Origin of the sequence: Occallatibacter sp. (genome assembly GCF_049582745.1) — a bacterium.
In the GTDB taxonomy this organism is placed as follows: Bacteria; Acidobacteriota; Terriglobia; order Terriglobales; family Acidobacteriaceae; genus Telmatobacter.
Genome location: NZ_JBAUUO010000138.1, coordinates 55327 through 74492, shown reverse-complemented (window position 1 = coordinate 74492; position 19166 = coordinate 55327). Strand labels below are relative to the sequence as shown.

The following is a 19166-nucleotide window of genomic DNA, read 5'->3' as shown; positions in this document are numbered from 1 at the left end:
ATGCATGCCGCGAAGCAAACAGTTCTCAAACAGTGATCGATTGCTTTCAAGAGTTCACCCAGTCCGCTCTTTACTGCAAGAGTTCACACAGCCGCGAACTCACGGCGGTTGTTTTGATTCCGGAAAAGGCTGGAGTGTTGGCTGATCGTTGATTCTGAGGTTTTAGTTCACGGAAAACGCCATTCTATGAACGTCGATATACGACGGGGAATGCAACCTATCCTTGCATTCTGCGAATCAAAACCCCTGAACGATTGCATATCTCGATCCTTGCGGACCGGTTTGCATCGCATGTGAACCACGGCAATCGGTGTTTCCGAATCAACTTAATCCAGAGAGGAATCTATGGAGACGTCCGAGTCGATTGCACAATCCAGACGGCCAATACCATTGACGTTGGTTTTGCTGGCGGTGTTGATGGTTCACCTTCCGCTCCTGCTAATGAAGCTGCCGCTCCGGTCCTACGACACGAATTTCCATATATTCTTCGCCTCGCACTATGTTCATCATTGGTTTGATCCTTGGAACACAAAGTGGTACGCGGGATTTTCCCAGGCGACCTACCCACCGTTACCTCAGCAATGGGTCGCTTTGATCTCGCATGTTCTTGGCCTTGATTTCGCCTATATGGCAGTTCAGTTAATTGCCATCCTCCTCCTCGCAGTCGGGGTCTATCGCTTTTCGTTGTTATGGGTTTCACCGCGTGCTGCGTCATTCGCGGCCCTCGCCAGTGTCTTCGTTGGTTCCGAAAGCTTCCTTGTGTATTCGGCCGGCCAATTGGGCACGACCGCTGCTGCTCCCATCTATCTCAATGCGCTTCCATTTTTGTATGAGTGGATTCGCTTCGGGAAATGGCGCGCCTTCATCAAGGCCAGTGCCTTGTTTGCTGCCGCCGCGGCCGCGCACCATGCCACTCTGCTGTTTGGGTCCTTCTTCTTCGCTCTGCCCGTCGTGGCCCTTGCAATCATGGATCGGCACCAAGGAGAGCAGTCATCGACAGCAGCAGTCGTCGCCCGCACGGTCGGCATCGTGGTCCTGGTCTCCGCGCTGATCGGTGCCGTGCTCTTACCCTTCTGGATTGCACTCATTCACTATCCCGTGACGCAGGCGCCTATTCCACATCCGAGTCGCGCAAATTACATCCTGAGTCCGCAATTCGGGATCAACTATTTCATCGTTCCTTATGGCGCACTGGTGCTTGCGCTTCCATTCATCTTTTGGCGTGGGGCGGTAGTGAGCAGGCTCCGACCGCTTCTGTTTGGCTTTTGGATTGCCTTCCTTATCGGACTCGGCGGGACAACTCCCGTTGGGCACATCCTGCTGGGGCGCGCCTACGAAGTACTCACGATGGAGCGCTTCAGCTATTGGGCGACGCTCCTCGCGCTGCCGTTCGTCGGACTGCTCGCCGCGGAACTTGTCGAACGGTTCAAAACTCCGGCCATTGTTGGACTCAGCATTCTGGCCGCATCGACATGCGCGCTGGCCGTAGGCTGGTCCACGTTTCACCCCGCTGACGCTGAGGACTTTAAGGTTGATTCGGTGGCTGCGTGGCTCAACCGTGATGGGCACGATCAGTACCGATACGTCACGCTCGGTTTTGGAAACAAGATCTCCCGTCTTGCCATGATGACCGACGCAGGCAGCGTTGATGGAGAGTGGAACTCCGGACGTATGCTTCCTGAACTGACAGCCAATGGAGCGGGTCCGCTCACGAGTTCAAAGTACTTTGGCAAAAATGGAATCGGTGCTCTGCGTGCGATCCTCGAGCATGCGGATCACTACGGCCTGAAGTGGGTCCTCGTTCGTGATCACTACTACGATCCGCTTTTGTCCTTCGCGGGATGGCGGCCCGTGGACAATCTTGAAAACAGGACGATCGTCGTTTGGAGCAAGGATGGTATCCCTCCTGCAACGCCGTTGAATGTTCCGCAAATCCCACCCCACTGGCAGGGATTGATGTGGGGCATCCTCCCGTTTGGCAGCAGCATTCTTGCCCTGCTGGTGCTGCTCATCCCGGGAAAAAAACCGCTGGAGAGCCGTGTCTCCTACTCTTACCCGGCAGAGAAGCATCTCGTATCGGGGAGGTTGGCTTCGTGAGCAAAGGACCCCTTCTCGCGATTTCGCTTGCGGTAGCAACAGTCGCCCTCATCGCGATTGGCACCATATGGCCCTTCGCCTCCGCTGCGGCTTACGCCAGCGGAGAGCACTTCACAGGATCAACATCAACTCCTGAAGCTGCGGTGCAGGGCCTTGGCGAGAAGATTCGTGCCCAGGCATGGGACCGGGCTTACTCTGGCCTGGCGAACAGAGCGGAGTTCTCCGAGGGCCAATTTCGACGCGACCTGACCGGTGCATATCCCGATCTCCTTACCTATGCGACCCTCAACAGCTTTGAGGTACAACCGGAGCACGCCACTGCGACTGACGCAAATGTTCAACTCAAAATGCAGTGGTCCACAGTCGTCGGGCCTTCGGTAACGACACGCGATCTGCATATCGTAAAGAACGGCAACGAGTGGCAAGTGGAGTGGCCCATCGGAAAAACACCGGCCGTCCCTCCCCAGGTGATCCCCGTGAATTACCTGCGCTGGGATGTTATTTACCGTACGGCAGGCGACGATTGGGGAGCGCAAGATGTTGATGCTCCTCATGTCCGCATCGTCACTATGCATCCGGTGCAGAGGGCGGAAGGTCTTGTCTTGATGGGCGAACTGCTCAATGAAGACGTTGTTCCGGCCTACGTGTCGGTCACGGCCACGCTCATCTCAAAAGACCAGAAGCCGATTGAGACCGAGGCCAGCTTCGACAAAATATCCCACCAGCTCTTGCCGAAACAAGTCACGCCTTTCCTCATTCGTTTTCCGAATGTCTCCCTCTCTGACGTTGGGAGCGTACGGATGTCCCCCTTCTCAACCCTCATTTCCGCATCGGCCGATCCAGTGATTGAGATCGAAAATGAAAAGCTGAATCCTGCGCCCGATGCATCCCTCACTGGCCAACTCACCAACCAGAGCGGTCAAATCGCCAATGTGGCGCATGTTCTGGGAACGTTCTACGACAAATCGGGTCAGGTGATATGGGTTGGAGATCAATACATCGACCATGCGCTCTTGCCCCAGACGCCGGTTGCCTTCAACATCCACATCCCGGAAGACCTGGCACGCAAAGTCAGCAGTGAACGAACTGTGGTCTCCACCTTCAGCTTCGGAGGCTCCGAGTGAGGCCAGGATTGCCAATTCTGCTCGTCGGCCTCTCGCTTGGGCTTGCCGCCGCCGCGGCGCAAAGCGGCAATCTCAATGTCCCCGCGAGCATCGAAGCAGGCGCCGCATTCTCCATTCAATGCAGCGGTTCGGGAAAAGCCAAACTCTACATCGTCGGTCCCGGTCAATTGATCAAGCGCGATGTGCAATTGGGCGAGGCTGCATCGTTCCCAGCGGGATCACTTGGCAACGCAGGTCATTACGCTGTGTTTCTCTCTTCGCCATCGGTGAACGAAACAGGCTCGCTCGAAGTTCTGCCGGCAGACAAGCCGGCAGATCTAACCTTCATCGCAAAACCTTCACGGCTGCCGGTAGCGCTACAGGGGGCAATCACAGGGGCCGCCTATGTTTTTGACAGATACCATAATCTGATCACGAAGCCGGAATCGGTCTCATTCGAACTGTCGAATCCATCCTCTCCAACGCAAACCCACGTCGTGCAGACACGCAATGGCGCCGCCTGGATCCAGATGGACTCCTCACCGCATGAGGGAAAAGACCAGTTTGTCGCACGCGTTGGCGACGTCTCGAGCACCCGCGTGGTGAACCAGGTGCCCGGCGATCCATGCACTTTGAAAATGAATGCAAAATCTGCTGGCGATAAGATTCAACTTCAGACTGATCCCGTGCACGATTGCAGCGGAAACGCGATTCCCGATGGCACCATCGTGACATTTACAGAGTCGTACAACGATACAAGATCCACAGTGGATGTGCCTCTGAAGCGAGACGTGGCCAGCATCGAGATGCCTGCACATCGCGGTGCGACCATCTCCGTTGCCAGTGGCGTGGTGTTGGGAAACCAGATTCGGTGGGAGCAATGAGATTCCTGACGGCACTTACTCTGGCTTCCGCCCTCGGTGGCGCTGTTGCGGCATTCGCCGCAGACCGGCCGGTTGTGCGCGTCGAACCGCCCAATCTCCAGGGGCCACGGCAGCTTCAGCAGCAAACAGCGAAAGCTGCAATTCAGGACTATCTCGAATCATGGGCTGTATTACGCAACGCCCTCTCCCAGAACCGGCCTGGCCTGCTCGACCAGGCCTTTATCGGTGACGCCGATGACGAACTTGCAGGCACAATCAAGCAACAGCAATCAGACGGCGTCCACACTGACTATCGCGATAAGTCTCATATTATCAAGATACTTTTTTACTCTCCCGACGGCCTGTCGATCGAATTAGCCGATACGGTTCAATACGATGTGCAACTCTTCGATCACGATAAAGCAATTGGGACCGAACAAGTTCACACCCGATATATTGTCGTTCTTACTCCTACAGAGGTCCGCTGGCGGGTACGAATTTTCCAGGCACAACCCGAATGAGTGGCAGTTCCGCGCATCTAACTAGTTTGACAGCCTGATGCTGCGGTACGGATCAAATCCGGCAAGGGAAGTAGAAAGGGAAAGTGCAAGAGAAAGGAGAACCACAAATCAAATGCGAATCTTCAGGAGCTGAAACATGATCTCAATAGTCATCCCGATCTACAACGAAGAGGAGTTGATTGCGCGACTGAACGACGCAGTCGCAAACGCCCTAAAGGAAGTTGCGGATGATTGGGAGGTCGTCTACATCAACGATGGTTCAACAGATTCCTCTCTTGAACTTTTGAAAGGATTGCAAGCCGTAGATTCGCATGTGGTCGTTGTCGATTTATCGCGCAACTGGGGTCACATGGGGGCGATCTCCGCCGGTCTCCAGACAGCGCGCGGTCAGGCCGTCATCCTTATGGACGGCGACTTTCAGGATCCTCCGCAGGTTCTTCCACGCCTGATCGCAGCCTGGCGCGACGGCGCTGAAGTCGTCGTGGGAGTGCGTCGTACCCGCAAGGAGAGCCGCAAGATCCTCGCTGCGCTCTTCCCGTTGTTCTATCGAGTCCTTGGAACTCTTTCGGACTATCCAATTCCATTGAATGCCGGAATATTCAGCCTGATGGACCGCAAGGCTGTCGACGCGATCGTTGCTTTGCGCGAAAAGAACCGTTACCTTCCTGGACTGCGCGCCTGGGTCGGCTTCAAGAACTCGATCGTCTATTACGATCGTCACGACCGTGCAGCTGGGGATGGAAAGCTCTCTTTTCTCAGCCGAATTAAGTACGCCATGGACGCGATCACGAGCTTCAGCTACAAACCTCTTCGGCTCAGCTTTGGTCTCTTTGGGTTCTCCACGCTGATGGCTGCCTTCTTGGCCCTATGCATGATTGCAGCATCATCCGCCGTATCTACCGCTGGTTTCGGCATCGCAAGCGCGGTGTTCTTCGTCGGCGGACTTTTGCTTCTATCCATTGGAATTCTCGGCGAATATATTGGTCGCGTCTACGACGAAGTACGCAACCGGCCAGTCTCTCTGATCAATGAAGTACATCGGCCCCAGCTCACTATCGAAACTGAGGCGGGATCGATCGAGGTTCCCGTCGGCAGTTACGGCGTCGCCAATGGAAGCCTTGCCATGCAGGCCGTCAGGTTCTCAGAGCAGGACGCCGCATAAACACACAGAATTCCCTGAACCCCGCTGCCATCCGGCCCGCGGGGTGTCTCTTTGTTTCGAAATGCTTGCATGTTACGGTGGTCTCTCAATGAACGAGCCCCGTTAGTGAGCTGGAGTGGGATTGCTAGTCGACGTTGCGGTGGACGTGGAAACCAGCTTCCCGCCGTTTCCCTTGGCGCAGCCTGGAATGCCGCGCTCGATCGCTGATCCTTCTTCATAATCGTTCCAGGTCTCCAGCATGATGAACGGCGGAGGTTCGCTACCGGGGAACTCCTTGCGCCAAAAACTGAATGTGTCGGCAAACGTCTGGCCGCAGCGTGCGGAGATATGGCGATTCAATCCCCACGATGCCCTGCTGTCGTCGAATGTCGACCAGGCGCCGCCAACGATGATCTTGTCGGCGTATTTGGTCTTCATTGTTTCGTAAAAATTGCTCAGGTACTCTTCACCCCAGTCACTGCCGTCGGGCTTCCAACCCTGAGTCCCGGGATTGATCCAAGCGTAGAAACCGTCAAAATCGTTCGCGTACTGACCAGGAAGGTTTTCCTGGATAAGAAGCGGTGCGGGATTCCATGTGTTGACCATGGCACGCACCTTATCCCAGTCGGTATGTCCGCCTTTCGGGAAGATGAAGATCACCGGACGTCTTTCGTAAGTCAGATATGCCTCGTGGCCCTGCGCCTTTGACGTGAGATAGGTATCATGAAACATCGTGAAGTCCGCGATTGCTTCGTCCGTAGAGTCGTCTTCATGGTTGGTCTCGTCGTACATCATGGCCACTTGGAAGTTGTTCTTCCCTGCCTGCTTCTGCATTTCCGCATAGCTGTGATCGATAAACGGCTCCCGATCTCCATACCAGTCCACTACGAAAGCGCTGATCCCCATCTTCTTTGCGGCTTTGATCTGGCTTTGAATCTCATCCGGATCCTGTGAAGAATAGCCAACCGAGATGTGTCTCGGGTGTCCAAACCACGCCTCATATACGGCGATCACCTGGGGCGAACTCCCGGTTGCTCTGTACTTTAGCTGCACAGGCGTATTTGAGGCCGGTGCAAAGCATCCGTGTGCCACAAAAAGGAAGAAGAGTAGGGTAACGCCTGGGCGATTCAGCATCAATAGTGATTTAGAAGCCTTCGCGCCTACTTCGGTTGCAGCCAGCCCCCCAAGACGCAGTTGCCCGGTTGTGAGCAGCCATAGCGTCAATTAACGCATCGGATGAATAGAGGCTGTCCCCGAACATATTGAGAAAGCCTGTGATCGATGCATTTTCCTTCAAGAAGCGCATGGAGACCCATTCACAGTGGTAAGTTCTGTTGTCCAGTCCAGAAAGTCGTTACAGGCGCGCATAATTTCCGGCAGCATCGTCCTGCTCTCCGGCTCCGGGCTCAACACCGGAATCAATCTCGCGTACAACATTGCCGTTGCTCGATACCTTGGGCCGACAGGTTTCGGCCACGCTACTGTCATCTACACCATTCTCGTCCTGCTTTCGGCTGTGACTTTGTCGTTTCAGATCATTGCCGCAAAAATGATCGCCCAGCAGGAGTCCCTGGCAAACAAGACCGCCATCTATCGTTTCTTTCATCGCGCCTCATGGGCCGGCAGTGTTGCCGTTGCTTTGCTGCTGGTTGCATTTCAGGGTCCCATTGCACGCTACTTGAATCTGCCCGATGCTAATCTCATTACCCTGATCGCTGTCGGTGCGGCATTCTACGTTCCGCTGGGAGCGCGGCGTGGTTACATCCAGGGAACATGCGGCTTCCGCAGCCTGGCGCTCAATCTCGTCATTGAACAAGCGATCCGGCTCGGCGGGTCGCTCGCACTAATCGGGCTGGGATTTGGACTCTATGGCGTCATCGCGGCAAATTCTGGAGCGATTGCGATTGCCTACTGCAGCGCTCGAGTCAAGCTCACTGGTCGCGCTCCAAATCCGCTTCGCCTCTCCCATGCAGCTCACGAGACCTTTCAGGCTGGCATTTTCTTTGCCGGCCAGATGATTATCAATAACTGCGGTATTGTCCTGGTCAACCACTTCTTCCTGGCTCGTGAGGCAGGGTACTACGCCGCTGCTGCCATGGTAGGCCGCGTTATCTTTTCCTTCTCCCAGGCTGTCGTCAATTCCACCTTTCCTCTCGTAGCCGGAACCAGCAATGAAGAGAGAAGAGACTTTCGCGTCATTGCGACCTCTCTGGCTTTGGTGCTTGGTGTAGGCCTTACCATCACCGTTGGACTTTGCTTCGCTCCGCCCGAGCTGTGGTCACGTCTGTTCGGAAACGACTTTGCAATAGCGGGGAAATACAATCTGCCCTATCTGCTCGCCATCTACGCGTTTGCCACCGTGGTCTACTCGCTCGCCGGCGTCATCATTACCTTTGAGATGTCCTACAAGATTGCAAATACCAGCTGGGTGCAATTGATGTTCAGCGGCATCCTGATTGTCGGAATCTGCGAATATCATTCCTCCTTGAGAGAGGTCGTACTGGTGCAGCTCGGCCTCATGGGCCTTTTGCTGGTGTTCGTGGCTATTCCGTTTCTTATCAATTCGCTCACGGATCCGAAGGACATTCTGCAGCCGGGAAGTTCTCGTCCTCTCCGTCTGATCTGCAGAGTATCTGAGGATGTCGCAATTGCGGAGTTCTTGAAAAGTGATTTCCACGGCGCAGCCTTCCGCGAGTATCACAACGCCCTCGGCAATATCGTAAAATTTCCAGATTTTGAAAATCCCCGCGAAAACGCAAAGCGTCGTGCTCTTCTCTTCCTTCGGCATCTATATCTGTGGAGGGAGATTCCGGCCGATACAGAGTGGTACGAGGCAGAGATCTCTACGGATGACTTCGCAAACATCCGCATGTTTCCCCGGGCGCAATGGCGCAAAGTTGCGAATGGAAGATTCTCAACACTCGCGATCGCCGAAGGAATCCAGAAGCGGCAGGATCAACTTGACGCGCAATTCGTTTCAAAAATCGATGCCATCTCCCGTCGCTTCGATGCGGAAGACCCCCAGCTCGGCGCTGTATTGATGATCGGTTTGAGTGATTCAGACCCAGTCACCGTTCTTGATGGCAATCACAGGTTGGTGGCCGCAATGCTGCATTCACCGCAGGCAGTACGAAAGCTTCGATTCATATGTGGGCTCTCTCCGCGCATGACGGAGTGCTGCTGGTACAGAACAAATCTGATGACCCTCTTTCGCTACGCGAAGAACGTTCTTACACACTCCACCCGGAATCCCGAGGCGGAACTGGCTCGGCTGTTATAGGGCTGTCATGGCGTCTCCCCGTCCCGCTGCGGTCAAAGGTTGTGAGGCTTGGGAAATGCACGGATTATTCAAAGTAAGAACGAATCTTGATCGAAAGGAACAATACGATGAAATATCGAAGAAAATTAATTGAAGTTCGAACGCTTCCTTGTCAGATCGATGGTGCGGGGCTAAGAACTCTCTATCGCGAACTTGAAAGCTGCATCAATGTTGACGGCCCCGCGGTGGTACTGGATTGCTCAATGCTCTGTCGGTTCGACAAACCTGCAATCCACTTTCTTCTGTGTTGTCTTGAAGAAGCCATGAAGCGGAACGGTGATATTCGACTCGCAGCTCTGCAACCCGCGCTAAGGGCGGAAATGCGATCAACAGGCCTGGATTCGCTCTTTCAGATTTTCGAAAGCATCGAGGATGCGCTTGAAAGCTTCCAGATGCCGCGGATGAGGTTCATCCTGCCCGACCAGTCCGCCGCAAACGATCGGCGCGCGAGTGAGAATGCCGCCTAGGCATTGTGGGAGAACGTATGGCAAGAACACAAAGCAGGCTCTTCCCTCGAAAGGGGAAAAATCATCTCTTGAGTCGCGGCATTCGGCTCGTAGCATTCGGGATTGTTGTGCTTTTGACGTTTGAAACCTCAACTGTGGCTGGCGCGCAGCAAAGCACCACGCCGATACCACCCAGCGTCCCTTCGCAGGCGCCTCAGACACAGAACATTCAGCAAGCGGCCACACCGCAGGCGCCGACCACCCAGGATGCGCGTAACGAGTCCTCCGATTCGCTTCCATCGGCGCCCACTCCGCAGCCCGCACAGCAGGCGCCTCCACAACAGCAGCAAGCTCCGCAACAACCGGTCGGAACGGCGGCGGCACCATACGAAAAGCCCACTGGCGTCCCAGGTTCAAGGCCAGCGGGCGCTGCGATTGCGCCTGCAAAACAGCGGCGGGTGCGCGCCCTCGTCATTCGAGTCGGAATCGTGCTGGCCGCAGGGGCAGCCGTTGGTGCCGTTGTGGGACTCTCCAAGGCGACTCATAGCGCTCCTCAATAACTCGAAAGTGTGGTCATCAAACGGATGGAGCGGTTGCGAAGTAAGCGCAGTGCCGAAAGCGTCAGATTCGTGAGCTTTTCAGGTGTTGACGGCGCCGGGAAAAGCACGCAGATCGCATGCCTGTGCGCTCATCTTGAAAAACGGGGCCTGCGAATTCGCGTCGTTCGTTTTTGGGAGGACGTCGCAAAGCTCACCAAACTCCGCGAAGGCACAGGTCACAGAATCTTCAAGGGCGACAAAGGCATCGGCAGCCCCGAAGCCCCCATCGATCGGCGCGATAAGAACGTCGGCGGCTGGCTGATGACCGGCCTTCGCTTCTTCCTCTACTTGGTTGACGCAGTCTCGTTGCGAACGGTCGTTAAAAATCAACTCCGCGGCAATTGTGACTTTGTCATCTTCGATCGATACACCTACGATGAGCTAGCCAATCTCGACCTGAGTAATCCCATCTCGCGTACCTATGCGCGCATGCTCCAGAGCGTTACTCCCGATCCTGACGTCGCCTTTCTCCTCGATGCGGATCCCGAGGCAGCGCACGCCAGAAAGCCGGAGTATCCGATTGAATTTGTTCGCGTCAACCGTCGTGCATACATGCGGTTAAACGAACTGCTCCGCATATTTACGATTATTGAGCCAACTGAAATCGACGCAGCGAGTCGAGATGTCCTGAGCCAGGTCCTTCGTGTTCTTGCGCCCGAGGGCACTCTGGAGAAGACTCTCCATATCCGTCTCTCCAGCGAGACCTAGGCTTCAGAAGTCCGGCGCATTCACGAACCGGCACGAGCTACCACCTGTAAACGGTCAGATCGTCCACAATTGCGGCCGCAGAACCGCTTCCACTGGTCGCTCCGTCAATTTGTACGTTGACCAGAAGTGTAGGCCACCACCCCAGGTTGTATGCACCCAGAACCGTCGTGTTGATGTTTTGCTGAGCTCCATCAAGCGAAACATATTTGTATGTAATCCAGCCGGTATCGTTTCGCGAGTAACTCAGTTGCACGTGATGCCAGGTATTGGTGGACCAGTTGCGAACATTGCATTTAGCGCCCGTGTGAACCCATTGATTCGACGGATGTGATGTCGTTCCCTTGTTGACGGAAATGTCCCATGTATTCGACCATCCGTCGCACTGCATTCCGTAGATGACAGTCTGGCCGCCACTCAGCACCTGGTTGAGATCAAGTTCAAGATTCACCAGGTCGCTATTCGGGCTGGGAATATAAACCCAGCTGTCGAAGATAAAATTTGAAGCCCCTTCATCGTCTCCGAACAAAATACTGTAACGTTCCCCACCGTAGTACGAATAGTTCATCGAGAATTTGCGGGCTGCTCCACTTCGCGACGGCGAACTGGTAATGGCTGACCAACCGTTGGAACTTCCCGGCGTTCCGGTATCGTGGATTGCCGTCCAGCCGCCCAGCGTCTGAAGGCTGCTCACACTGATTGCACCAGACGGAATTGTTGAAGACGTTCCTACAGTCAAAGCGACGTCGGTTACACACGAAGCACCCGAGACTCCCCACGCTTTCACGTGCAGAATATGTCCACCGGGAGATGCTGACACCGCCGTCGCGATTGCAGGAGCCTTGAAGATGGTCGTGTACGTACTGCTGTCGAGGGAGTAGCCCGTAGCGCTCACCTGTTGACCCGAGCAAAGAGAGGTAAAAGCCGAGAGGCTGAACGGCGAACTAACTTCGCTGTTGTTTGCCGGAGTATTCACAATGACGCTTGCGAAGGAGGAAATTATGGTGGAAACAAACAGAAAAACTGCGATGGCAAGCTTCTTCGAAACCTTCATTAAAGATCCTTTTGCATAAAAAATGGTGGTGATTGCGATCGGCAGGATTTGTAGCAGGCTGTGCCTTGCGCACAGCTCAAACCAGGAGGCGAGGTCGCCCTCTTTCCGGCTAACTTCGCTGCTTTCAGGCTTCTCCAGATCACACACGAACGAGCATGCTTGTCTGCTCGATTGCCGTAAGAATTTTGGCGTCGTGCGAGCCAACTCCCCAGGGTTTCTGGATTTCTTTGTGTGCAATATTTCACCCTTGCACTTGTTCAGGCAACCTTTTTTTAGGCTTAAATCTGATCGAAATTGCAACAAAGGAATTTCCGTGAATTTCCTACGCACTTAAGCCATAAGCGGGTAAAAACTACTCAAAATCCAGTTGCGCTTTTGACGAGTGAGTCCTTTGAGGTCCATATGCTGGGACGATGTTGAGGGTTGACAAGGCGCCCGGAAACGAGACTTCCAGATTTTCCGCTCTCTCTCATTTCCCAATCAACTTGCAAACTCTGCGGTTCAGGGGGACCGACTTTCGCATCTAAATCTTTGTAGTTCTGTTTCAAATTGCGTCGTCGACGCGGATGGGGAGGAGGCAAGATCACTTATGCCGTCAAGATTTGAGGTGCTTCGGCGTACCCTGTTGCATTTGGTCATCTGCTCTTTCGCCTTCCAGCTGCAAATGGCGCATGCCGCCACTTGTTCAACCCAATCCCAGATGCCCCTTCAGCAGCGCGATCTGCTTGCAAATCAGGCTCGCGCCATGATTGCACTTGTGCAGCAGGACAACATTGCGGGTTTGCGCGCCCGCACGCTTCCCGCAATCGCAGCGGATTTCGATGCCATCGCGGCATCGGTAACCAGTCTCAGCCCGCTTATGCAAAACTCAACAATCACCGTCGAGGATCTCTATCTGCTCGACGCATCGATGGTCCAACCAGGCGCGGAACGCACGCAATTCTTCTGCGGTTCACCCACGGTCGTGCTCACATTCAATGGGATACCCGCCGGCAAATACGCACTTGCAATCCTGCACGCTACCGGAGTGCCGCATCCGCAGCAAATCTCCATCATTCTCGCGAGCACCCCGGGAGATCAATGGCAGCTTGCGGGTTTCTATGCGAAGCCGATGCTTGTGGCCGATCATGATGGAGTCTGGTATTGGGCTTCAGCACGCAAGTTTGCGCAGACGAAGTCGGATTGGCCGGCGATGCTCTATTTCCGCGTGGCGCAAAATCTGCTCAGTCCTGTTGACTTCCTGTCCAGTCCGAATCTCGAAAAGTTGCAACAGGAGACCGACCAGGCTCGTCCAGGTGATCTTCCCGGAAAATCACCGTTGATGCTTAACGCGCGGGGTTCGACCTTCGAAGTGACGACCGTCGATACCACCACGCAATTCGGCGCACTGGATATTGATCTCCATTACACTCCCAATCCCGAGCAAGTGGCGCAACTTCGGGTTCCCGTTTCCGCTCGTCAGCAAGTCACCGACGTCATGTCCGCGTTGCTCCTCCAGCACCCTGATTTGAAGCAGGCATTTCATGGCATCTGGATCCATGCAGACCAGGGCAACGGAAGTCTCTTCGCGCTCGAATTGCCGATGGATCAGATTCCTTCAGGTCCGCAGCCGCAGGCTGCAAACACGCCGACCGCCATGCATTGACGTCGACCGTGGACCAAGGCTATCACTTGCCTTTGAGGTCACGTTCAACCGCTTCGCTCGCCTCGCGATACACCTTGATTTGGTGCGCTCGCAGCATCGCATGCAGCGTTCCTGCGCTCGAGTCTGACGTGATCTTTCCAGATTCAAGCAGCGGCATGTGGCAGTCCACGCACTTTGTCCGGATTCTCGATCCAAGGGTCACGTACTTTCCGCAGGCGCTTATCGCATGGCAGCTCAGGCAATGACGCGAGAAGGCTTCCGCGTTCTCCTGTTTCTCATGAACGTTGTGGCAGGTGGAACATGTCATTTTGCTGGACGTGAAGCATTTGCTCTGTTCAAGCGCGCCGACTTGGTTGCCGTGCACATCCGGCGGAGCGTCGGGAGTGGGAGGCTGAATCGCCAGGTAGTCGTGAACATCATCCCCCGCAACGAATGTCAGCGGCGGCCGGGTTGGCTCGACGGCGCCCGCATGGCACAACGCGCACAAATCCAGTTGACGGTCGCGCGTCAGGCGCGTAGGATTCACGATCGTCTCATTGTGCTTTTCGCTGCGCGGCGAGGCTGAGCGCTCGTAGGCAACATGCCGGGCGCCCGGCCCATGACAACGCTCGCAGTTGATTCCCAGCATCAGGCTGTTCTTTTCAAAACGATTCAATGGAGGGGCCAGGGAAGTGAAGTAGCTCCCGTGGCATTCCAGGCATCTTGGCACGATAGCGCGATCAAAATGAACCTGCCCTGCCGGAAATCCGGGGCTGATTACCCATTCGTGATTCCACGTCCAGTACGACGTCGGCATTTCGAAAAGCAGGTCGTCCTGCCAGTAAAGGTACGATTGTCCGTGGCGTCCCGATCCAATCACAATATCGAACCGTTCCTCCAGCCGATTTTCTGGGTTGGCCAGATTTACGGCGCTCTGGTAGAAACCGTCGGGGCGGGCGACCATGTTTACGACGAGATTCGGATTCGAAGTATGCAGTACGTTGTGCCCTTGGCTGAAGCTGCCAGTAATATTCTTTGCCGTAGCCGGCCCGGAATCACGGGCATGCGGCGTCAGCTTGTAGAATTCCGACTCCTTGCGATGGCACTGCGCACAGGCGGCATCGCCTGCGTAGGCGCTGCGGGGTGGCGCCTCCCTACGATCTGCTGCGGAATGATCTGCGGATACCTGCGAGATTGTTGCCGGCACCGCGCCCAGGCATGCCAGCAACAGGAGCGCTGCCCAACCCCATCCACGCTCCGTCTCGCCATCGTTCGTTCCTAAGCTGTCCAAGATAATGTGCCCTGACCGGCGTCTGTTCCGATGCGGTCTCTGAGATCATAAACAACTACATCTCGAATTTACTATTAGCGCGACAGATCGCTGATCTGCACATGGTATGGACTCAGCAGATCGCCCGTGGAGTGGCTGACAGCAGCAAGTGCCAGCCGATAATTTACCTGCGTCTGTAACAAAGTGAGCTCTGCCTGGGCCAGCTTTGCCTGGGCATCAAGCACAAAGAAGTTTGTTTCTACGCCCAACTCAAATTTCCGTTGCTCCGATGCAAGGGACTTCTCAGCCAGGTCGTACGAAGTGGTGCCGGCAGCCAGAGCCATGCGCGCTTCTTCAAGTTGCTCAACAGCGTCGTGGACCTCGCGCGTGATCTGTTCTCGAATCTGCCCGCCTGTATTGAGATCGCGCGTGCGCGATACGAGGGCGGACCCAAGCGCTGCTTGGCCGCTGTGGTTCTTGAGAGGCAGCGACAGAGTGAGGGAAGCGCCGTAGCCCGGATAGCCAAAGCCAAAAAGCTGGTTCATCGATGAGCCAAACCCACCAGGCGCAATCAACTGTCCGGTCGTAATGTTGAATTGGTTGCCGCCCAGTCCGCTGCTTTGGTAAAAACCCTGGAGTTGAAGGTTGGGCTCGAGCTGATTGTGCGCCAGTCGGATGCTGGTTTGGTCGTTGGCAAGCGAATCTTTGATAGCTGCGAGTTCGGGGCGTTGGCCAAGCGCCTGCGCGAGAGCCGCACTTGCATCGATAGTTTCGAGTTCTCTTGTTGGCTGGGGCTTCTCAGTCAGATCGAGTTCCAGCGCATGCACACCGGAATCGCGATCGGCACCGATAGTCAAGCGTAGAGCCTCCTCGGCTTGGTCGAGCGCATAACGGCCTTGAATCACTCCTACCTTGCGAGCGGCAACTTCAGATTCCGACCGATAAATATCCAGCGGCGGCAGTGCTCCCAATTCAAGCGAGCGCTCATCGCGCTGGTAGCTCGCCTCGGCAAGCTTCAACGACTCCTGCTGCACATCGAGAGCGCCGCGAGCTTGAACGGCAGACCAGTATTGGTTGATGACCTGGAGGATGGCGTCGTTTACTTCGGCCTCAAAGGTGGAACGCGACTGTTCGAGCGAGCGCCGTGCGATCTTGATCAAGGCTGTATTGGCAAAGCGGCTGGCTCCGCGCAACAGCGGCTGATTGAAAGTGAAATTCAATACTGAACTGAAATAGGGATTGAAGTAGTAATAAGAATTGTTGGTTGAATTCTTATTGCTCGATACACTGGCAGAAATGTTGGTGCCCGTGATAAAGGTTTGTGTATACGAAACCTGGCCGATCTGGCTCAGAGAGTTGAGCGTGGTATTTCCGGTAACTCCAGTCCCCTGCAACTGGCTGTATGTCGGCGAGGAATACCTGCTCACATTGAGGCTGCTCTGAAGCGAAGGATCGAAGGGGCTGAACTGACCGAGCAGTGCAAATTTCTGTGCCTCAATCTGCGTTTCTTCAATGTGCACGTTGCTGTTGTTCTCAAGCGTAAGCAGAATCGCATCGCGCAGGCCAAGGGTGAGCTTGCCGTCCTTTACATAGTCCTTTAGATGCAATGGCGGTGGCAGCTTGTCAGACCGCACGCGCGCCGTGAGCATGCCGCGATAGCTTTCAGACGACTGCGCATGAGGTGGCAAGAAAGCCAGCAAGGCAAAGAACAAAATCAAGGCAAATCGAAAGATCCTCATCCAGAACACTCCACCCTTAAGCAAAGAATCTCGGTATCAGAAACGGAGGCGCCGCCATAGGCCCCATGAAGGGAACATCGCGGAATCATTCATAGCGGATGGCCTCCACTGGATCGAGTCGGGCTGCTTTGGTCGCGGGATAAATGCCGAAGATCAATCCGACCGAAATCGAAACCAGGAAGGCCAACGCGATGGAACTGAACGTGACGATGGTGGACCACCCTGCCAGCCACGCAATCAGTCTGGACATAAAGAAGCCAAATACCACGCCGATTGTTCCGCCGGCGAAGGAAATCATCGTGGCCTCCACCACAAACTGGCGAACAATGTCCGACTGCCGTGCACCCACCGCGCGCCGCAGGCCGATTTCACGGGTGCGTTCGAGAATGCTGGCGAGCATGATGTTCATGATCCCGATTCCGCCCACCAGCAGAGATATGGATGCGATGGCGACCATGACGGTGTTGAAAAGCCGTTCGGTTCGCTGCTGTTCGGCAAGCAATTCAGCTGGCACCACCACGCTGAAATCGTCCGCACCATGATGCGATGAGTTAAGAACCGCTCTGACCACCTGCGCGGATTCCGGAATATCCGCAGTGTTCGCAAGATTTAGATAAATCCCGTCAATTTCATCGCGTACGTCGCTGTAACTGTCTTCAAGTCGAAGGAAGGCCGATTCCAAAGGAATGTAGATGTTATTATTCGCGTCGGTGGTGGTGCCTCCCTGGCTGTCGCTCTGCGCGCTTAGTTGCGGACTGACAACGCCGATCACCCGGAACCATTGTTCATTCACCTTGACATACTGTCCCAGCGGATCGGATGCGCCGAACAAGCTCCATTTTGCGGCAGCGCCCAGCACACACACTGCTGCGCCCCGGTCGTCATCTGCCTGATCGAAAAACTTTCCAGAAAGCAAGTGGAGCCCCGCGATCTTCGGGTAGCTGGCGTTGACCCCCATTACATTCGGCATGTCTTGCTGCGCTTTAGGGATGATCTTCGACGGCGTGAGTTGTTTGCGCGGTGTCGAAGCCGCGATACCGCCAACGTCGTCGCGAATCACGCGATAATCCTGGAATGTCAGACCCGGTGAGATCGTGCGAACCTTTTGATGAGCCTGCCACTCCATCGTCTGCTTGGCTTCCACAATCAAATTGTGGACTCCCATCTGTTCGATAAGTGCCATGACCTTCTGCCGCGCACCGGCGCCAATCGACAGCATGGCCACCACGGCGGCTACGCCGAAGATCATCCCCAGCATCGTCAGCAGTGACCGCGTTCCATGCAGCAGCAGGTTCTGCATTCCAAGCTGCGCGTCTCTGGTCCATTGCTGATAGACAAGCAGCGAGCGCGGTGGTGAGACATCAATCGCCATCAGGGGGTCCCTCCCAATCCGCCCGCTGCCGAACCGTCACCACTCGTCTTGCGCGGCGCGGTGGGGTCGACTAATGCAACCTGGTCTCCAGCTTCCAATCCCTTGACGGCTGCTCGGCTCTCATTCTCGTACTGAATCGTTACTTCATGCTGTTCATATCCGTTGCCCTTCTTCATGTAGACGATGCGCTTGCCGTCCTTGAGAAAAATTGCAAGCCGAGGCAAATAAATCACGTTCCCCTTGCTGCCTCCAAGAAAAACAATTTTGGCCGTGAATCCGGACTGCAGCCGCGAATCTTCATCGGTCAGCTTGATCGAGACTTCGAAGTGGCCGTTTGTGTTGCTTGAGAAGAATTGCCGCACCGACATGCCGCCTACGCTCTTCACGGTTCCATGAAATACACGGTCCGGCAATGCGTCAAAGGTCACCTCAACCGGCTGTCCGTTCTTCACATTGTCGCGGTCTTGCTCTCCAATTTGCGCTGTCAAATCCAGCCCTTTTGGGTCAACCACCTGTGCGATCGCACTGCCCGGTTGCACCTGGTCACCCTCGTGGTAGTCAGGCAACGTCATTCCAGTAAAGAAGAACCCGCCCGACGCATTCATGTTCTTCTGGATCGAAATCAAGCCATCGAGCGGCGCCGTGACGCGCATCTTGTCCAGGTTTTGCTGTGCCTGATCCATCCCCAATTTGGCCTTGTTGTACTTTTCCTGGGCCAGATAGGTTGCAGCCTGCCCCGTAGCTTTGTGCGATTCGATATCTTTCTCCTGCTCAGCCAGGACGCGTTTCGCCTGTGCCAGTGCCAGAACGTTCTTGTCTGCATCGATCTTGCTAAGGAGTTCGTTTTTCTGGACGTCCAATTCGGCCCTGCGCACTGCATAGCGATCTTTCAGAAGCTGCACCTTGTCTTCTGCCGCCAGCACCGCGGCATCGGCTTTCGCCTTGATGATCTCCTGCTCGGCCTGCAATAGCTCAGAGCGGTTTTGTTCCAGCTTGTAGTGCTGCTCGCTGGGATCGAACTCGATAACAACATCCCCCTTCTTCACGGGCCGGCCGGTCTGGGCAAGATGCGTAATCTGCAGCGCGTCGCCTCCCACCGCCGGAGCTGTGAGCGTGATGGAGTGGCTGGCACGAAGTTCTCCGGTCGCATGTACCTTCAGGTCGATCTCACCCCTCTGAACCGGCGCCACCGGAATCTCATCGCTCTTAGTAGTCAGAGGAACACGGCTCGAGGCAACGACGGCGATCCCGGCGACAAGCACCACGCAGGCCAATGCCCATATGAGGATGCGATGGCGTTGGATGCGTGCCAT

At 55.2% G+C, this 19166-nt stretch carries 16 protein-coding genes; 10 read left to right on the top strand and 6 right to left on the bottom strand.

All coding sequences use genetic code 11. The features are described 5' to 3' along the window. Window positions 1-345: 345 nt before the first annotated feature. The 5 genes from WCA10_RS19580 to WCA10_RS19560 all read left to right on the top strand — a co-directional run bounded on the left by WCA10_RS19580 (window position 346) and on the right by WCA10_RS19560 (window position 5746). The gene (locus WCA10_RS19580; RefSeq protein ID WP_472824205.1) at window positions 346-2097 is read left to right on the top strand and encodes a hypothetical protein; all 1752 of its coding nucleotides are present in this window, start codon (window positions 346-348) and stop codon (window positions 2095-2097) included. Beyond that, entirely contained in the window at window positions 2094-3221 is a 1128-nt protein-coding gene (locus WCA10_RS19575; protein WP_472824204.1) for a hypothetical protein, read from the top strand. The genes WCA10_RS19580 and WCA10_RS19575 overlap by 4 nt, the downstream gene beginning before the upstream one ends. Further along, entirely contained in the window at window positions 3218-4084 is an 867-nt protein-coding gene (locus tag WCA10_RS19570) for a hypothetical protein (RefSeq protein ID WP_472824203.1), read from the top strand. Before WCA10_RS19575 ends, WCA10_RS19570 begins: the two co-directional genes overlap by 4 nt. Further along, a complete protein-coding gene (locus WCA10_RS19565; RefSeq protein WP_472824202.1) occupies window positions 4081-4584 on the top strand; it encodes a hypothetical protein in 504 nt (167 codons plus the stop codon). Before WCA10_RS19570 ends, WCA10_RS19565 begins: the two co-directional genes overlap by 4 nt. A gap of 136 nt (window positions 4585-4720) precedes the next feature. After that, window positions 4721-5746, top strand: a complete 1026-nt coding sequence (locus WCA10_RS19560; protein WP_472824201.1) for a glycosyltransferase family 2 protein — start codon at window positions 4721-4723, stop codon at window positions 5744-5746. 102 nt (window positions 5747-5848) lie between these two features. On the opposite strand, the gene WCA10_RS19555 is transcribed toward WCA10_RS19560, so the two are convergent. Next, complete coding sequence (locus WCA10_RS19555; protein WP_472824200.1) at window positions 5849-6739, bottom strand: glycoside hydrolase family 71/99 protein; 891 nt, start codon at window positions 6737-6739, stop codon at window positions 5849-5851. A gap of 307 nt (window positions 6740-7046) precedes the next feature. On the opposite strand from WCA10_RS19555, the gene WCA10_RS19550 reads away from it, so the two are divergent. From WCA10_RS19550 to WCA10_RS19535, 4 genes are all read left to right on the top strand, one after another. Beyond that, entirely contained in the window at window positions 7047-9005 is a 1959-nt protein-coding gene (locus WCA10_RS19550; RefSeq protein ID WP_472824199.1) for a lipopolysaccharide biosynthesis protein, read from the top strand. A 107-nt stretch (window positions 9006-9112) separates the two neighbouring features. Next, window positions 9113-9511: an STAS domain-containing protein gene (locus tag WCA10_RS19545; protein WP_472824198.1), complete on the top strand. Its 399-nt coding sequence runs from the start codon at window positions 9113-9115 to the stop codon at window positions 9509-9511. 68 nt (window positions 9512-9579) lie between these two features. Further along, window positions 9580-10050 carry a hypothetical protein gene (locus WCA10_RS19540; RefSeq protein ID WP_472824197.1) on the top strand — a complete coding sequence of 157 codons (471 nt, stop codon included), beginning with the start codon at window positions 9580-9582 and terminating at the stop codon, window positions 10048-10050. Window positions 10051-10119: 69 nt separating this feature from the next. Further along, window positions 10120-10797 carry a nucleoside/nucleotide kinase family protein gene (locus WCA10_RS19535; RefSeq protein ID WP_472824196.1) on the top strand — a complete coding sequence of 226 codons (678 nt, stop codon included), beginning with the start codon at window positions 10120-10122 and terminating at the stop codon, window positions 10795-10797. Between the two features lie 37 nt (window positions 10798-10834). On the opposite strand, the gene WCA10_RS19530 is transcribed toward WCA10_RS19535, so the two are convergent. Continuing rightward, complete coding sequence (locus WCA10_RS19530; protein ID WP_472824195.1) at window positions 10835-11848, bottom strand: hypothetical protein; 1014 nt, start codon at window positions 11846-11848, stop codon at window positions 10835-10837. Window positions 11849-12548: 700 nt separating this feature from the next. On the opposite strand from WCA10_RS19530, the gene WCA10_RS19525 reads away from it, so the two are divergent. Next, window positions 12549-13493, top strand: a complete 945-nt coding sequence (locus tag WCA10_RS19525) for a hypothetical protein (protein ID WP_472824194.1) — start codon at window positions 12549-12551, stop codon at window positions 13491-13493. A gap of 22 nt (window positions 13494-13515) precedes the next feature. On the opposite strand, the gene WCA10_RS19520 is transcribed toward WCA10_RS19525, so the two are convergent. The 4 genes from WCA10_RS19520 to WCA10_RS19505 form a co-directional block, all read right to left on the bottom strand. Next, the gene (locus WCA10_RS19520) at window positions 13516-14763 is read right to left on the bottom strand and encodes a multiheme c-type cytochrome (protein WP_472824193.1); all 1248 of its coding nucleotides are present in this window, start codon (window positions 14761-14763) and stop codon (window positions 13516-13518) included. Between the two features lie 74 nt (window positions 14764-14837). Continuing rightward, the gene (locus tag WCA10_RS19515) at window positions 14838-16481 is read right to left on the bottom strand and encodes a TolC family protein (RefSeq protein WP_472824192.1); all 1644 of its coding nucleotides are present in this window, start codon (window positions 16479-16481) and stop codon (window positions 14838-14840) included. Between the two features lie 85 nt (window positions 16482-16566). After that, window positions 16567-17853: an ABC transporter permease gene (locus WCA10_RS19510; protein ID WP_472824191.1), complete on the bottom strand. Its 1287-nt coding sequence runs from the start codon at window positions 17851-17853 to the stop codon at window positions 16567-16569. Further along, entirely contained in the window at window positions 17853-19166 is a 1314-nt protein-coding gene (locus WCA10_RS19505) for an efflux RND transporter periplasmic adaptor subunit (RefSeq protein WP_472824190.1), read from the bottom strand. Before WCA10_RS19505 ends, WCA10_RS19510 begins: the two co-directional genes overlap by 1 nt.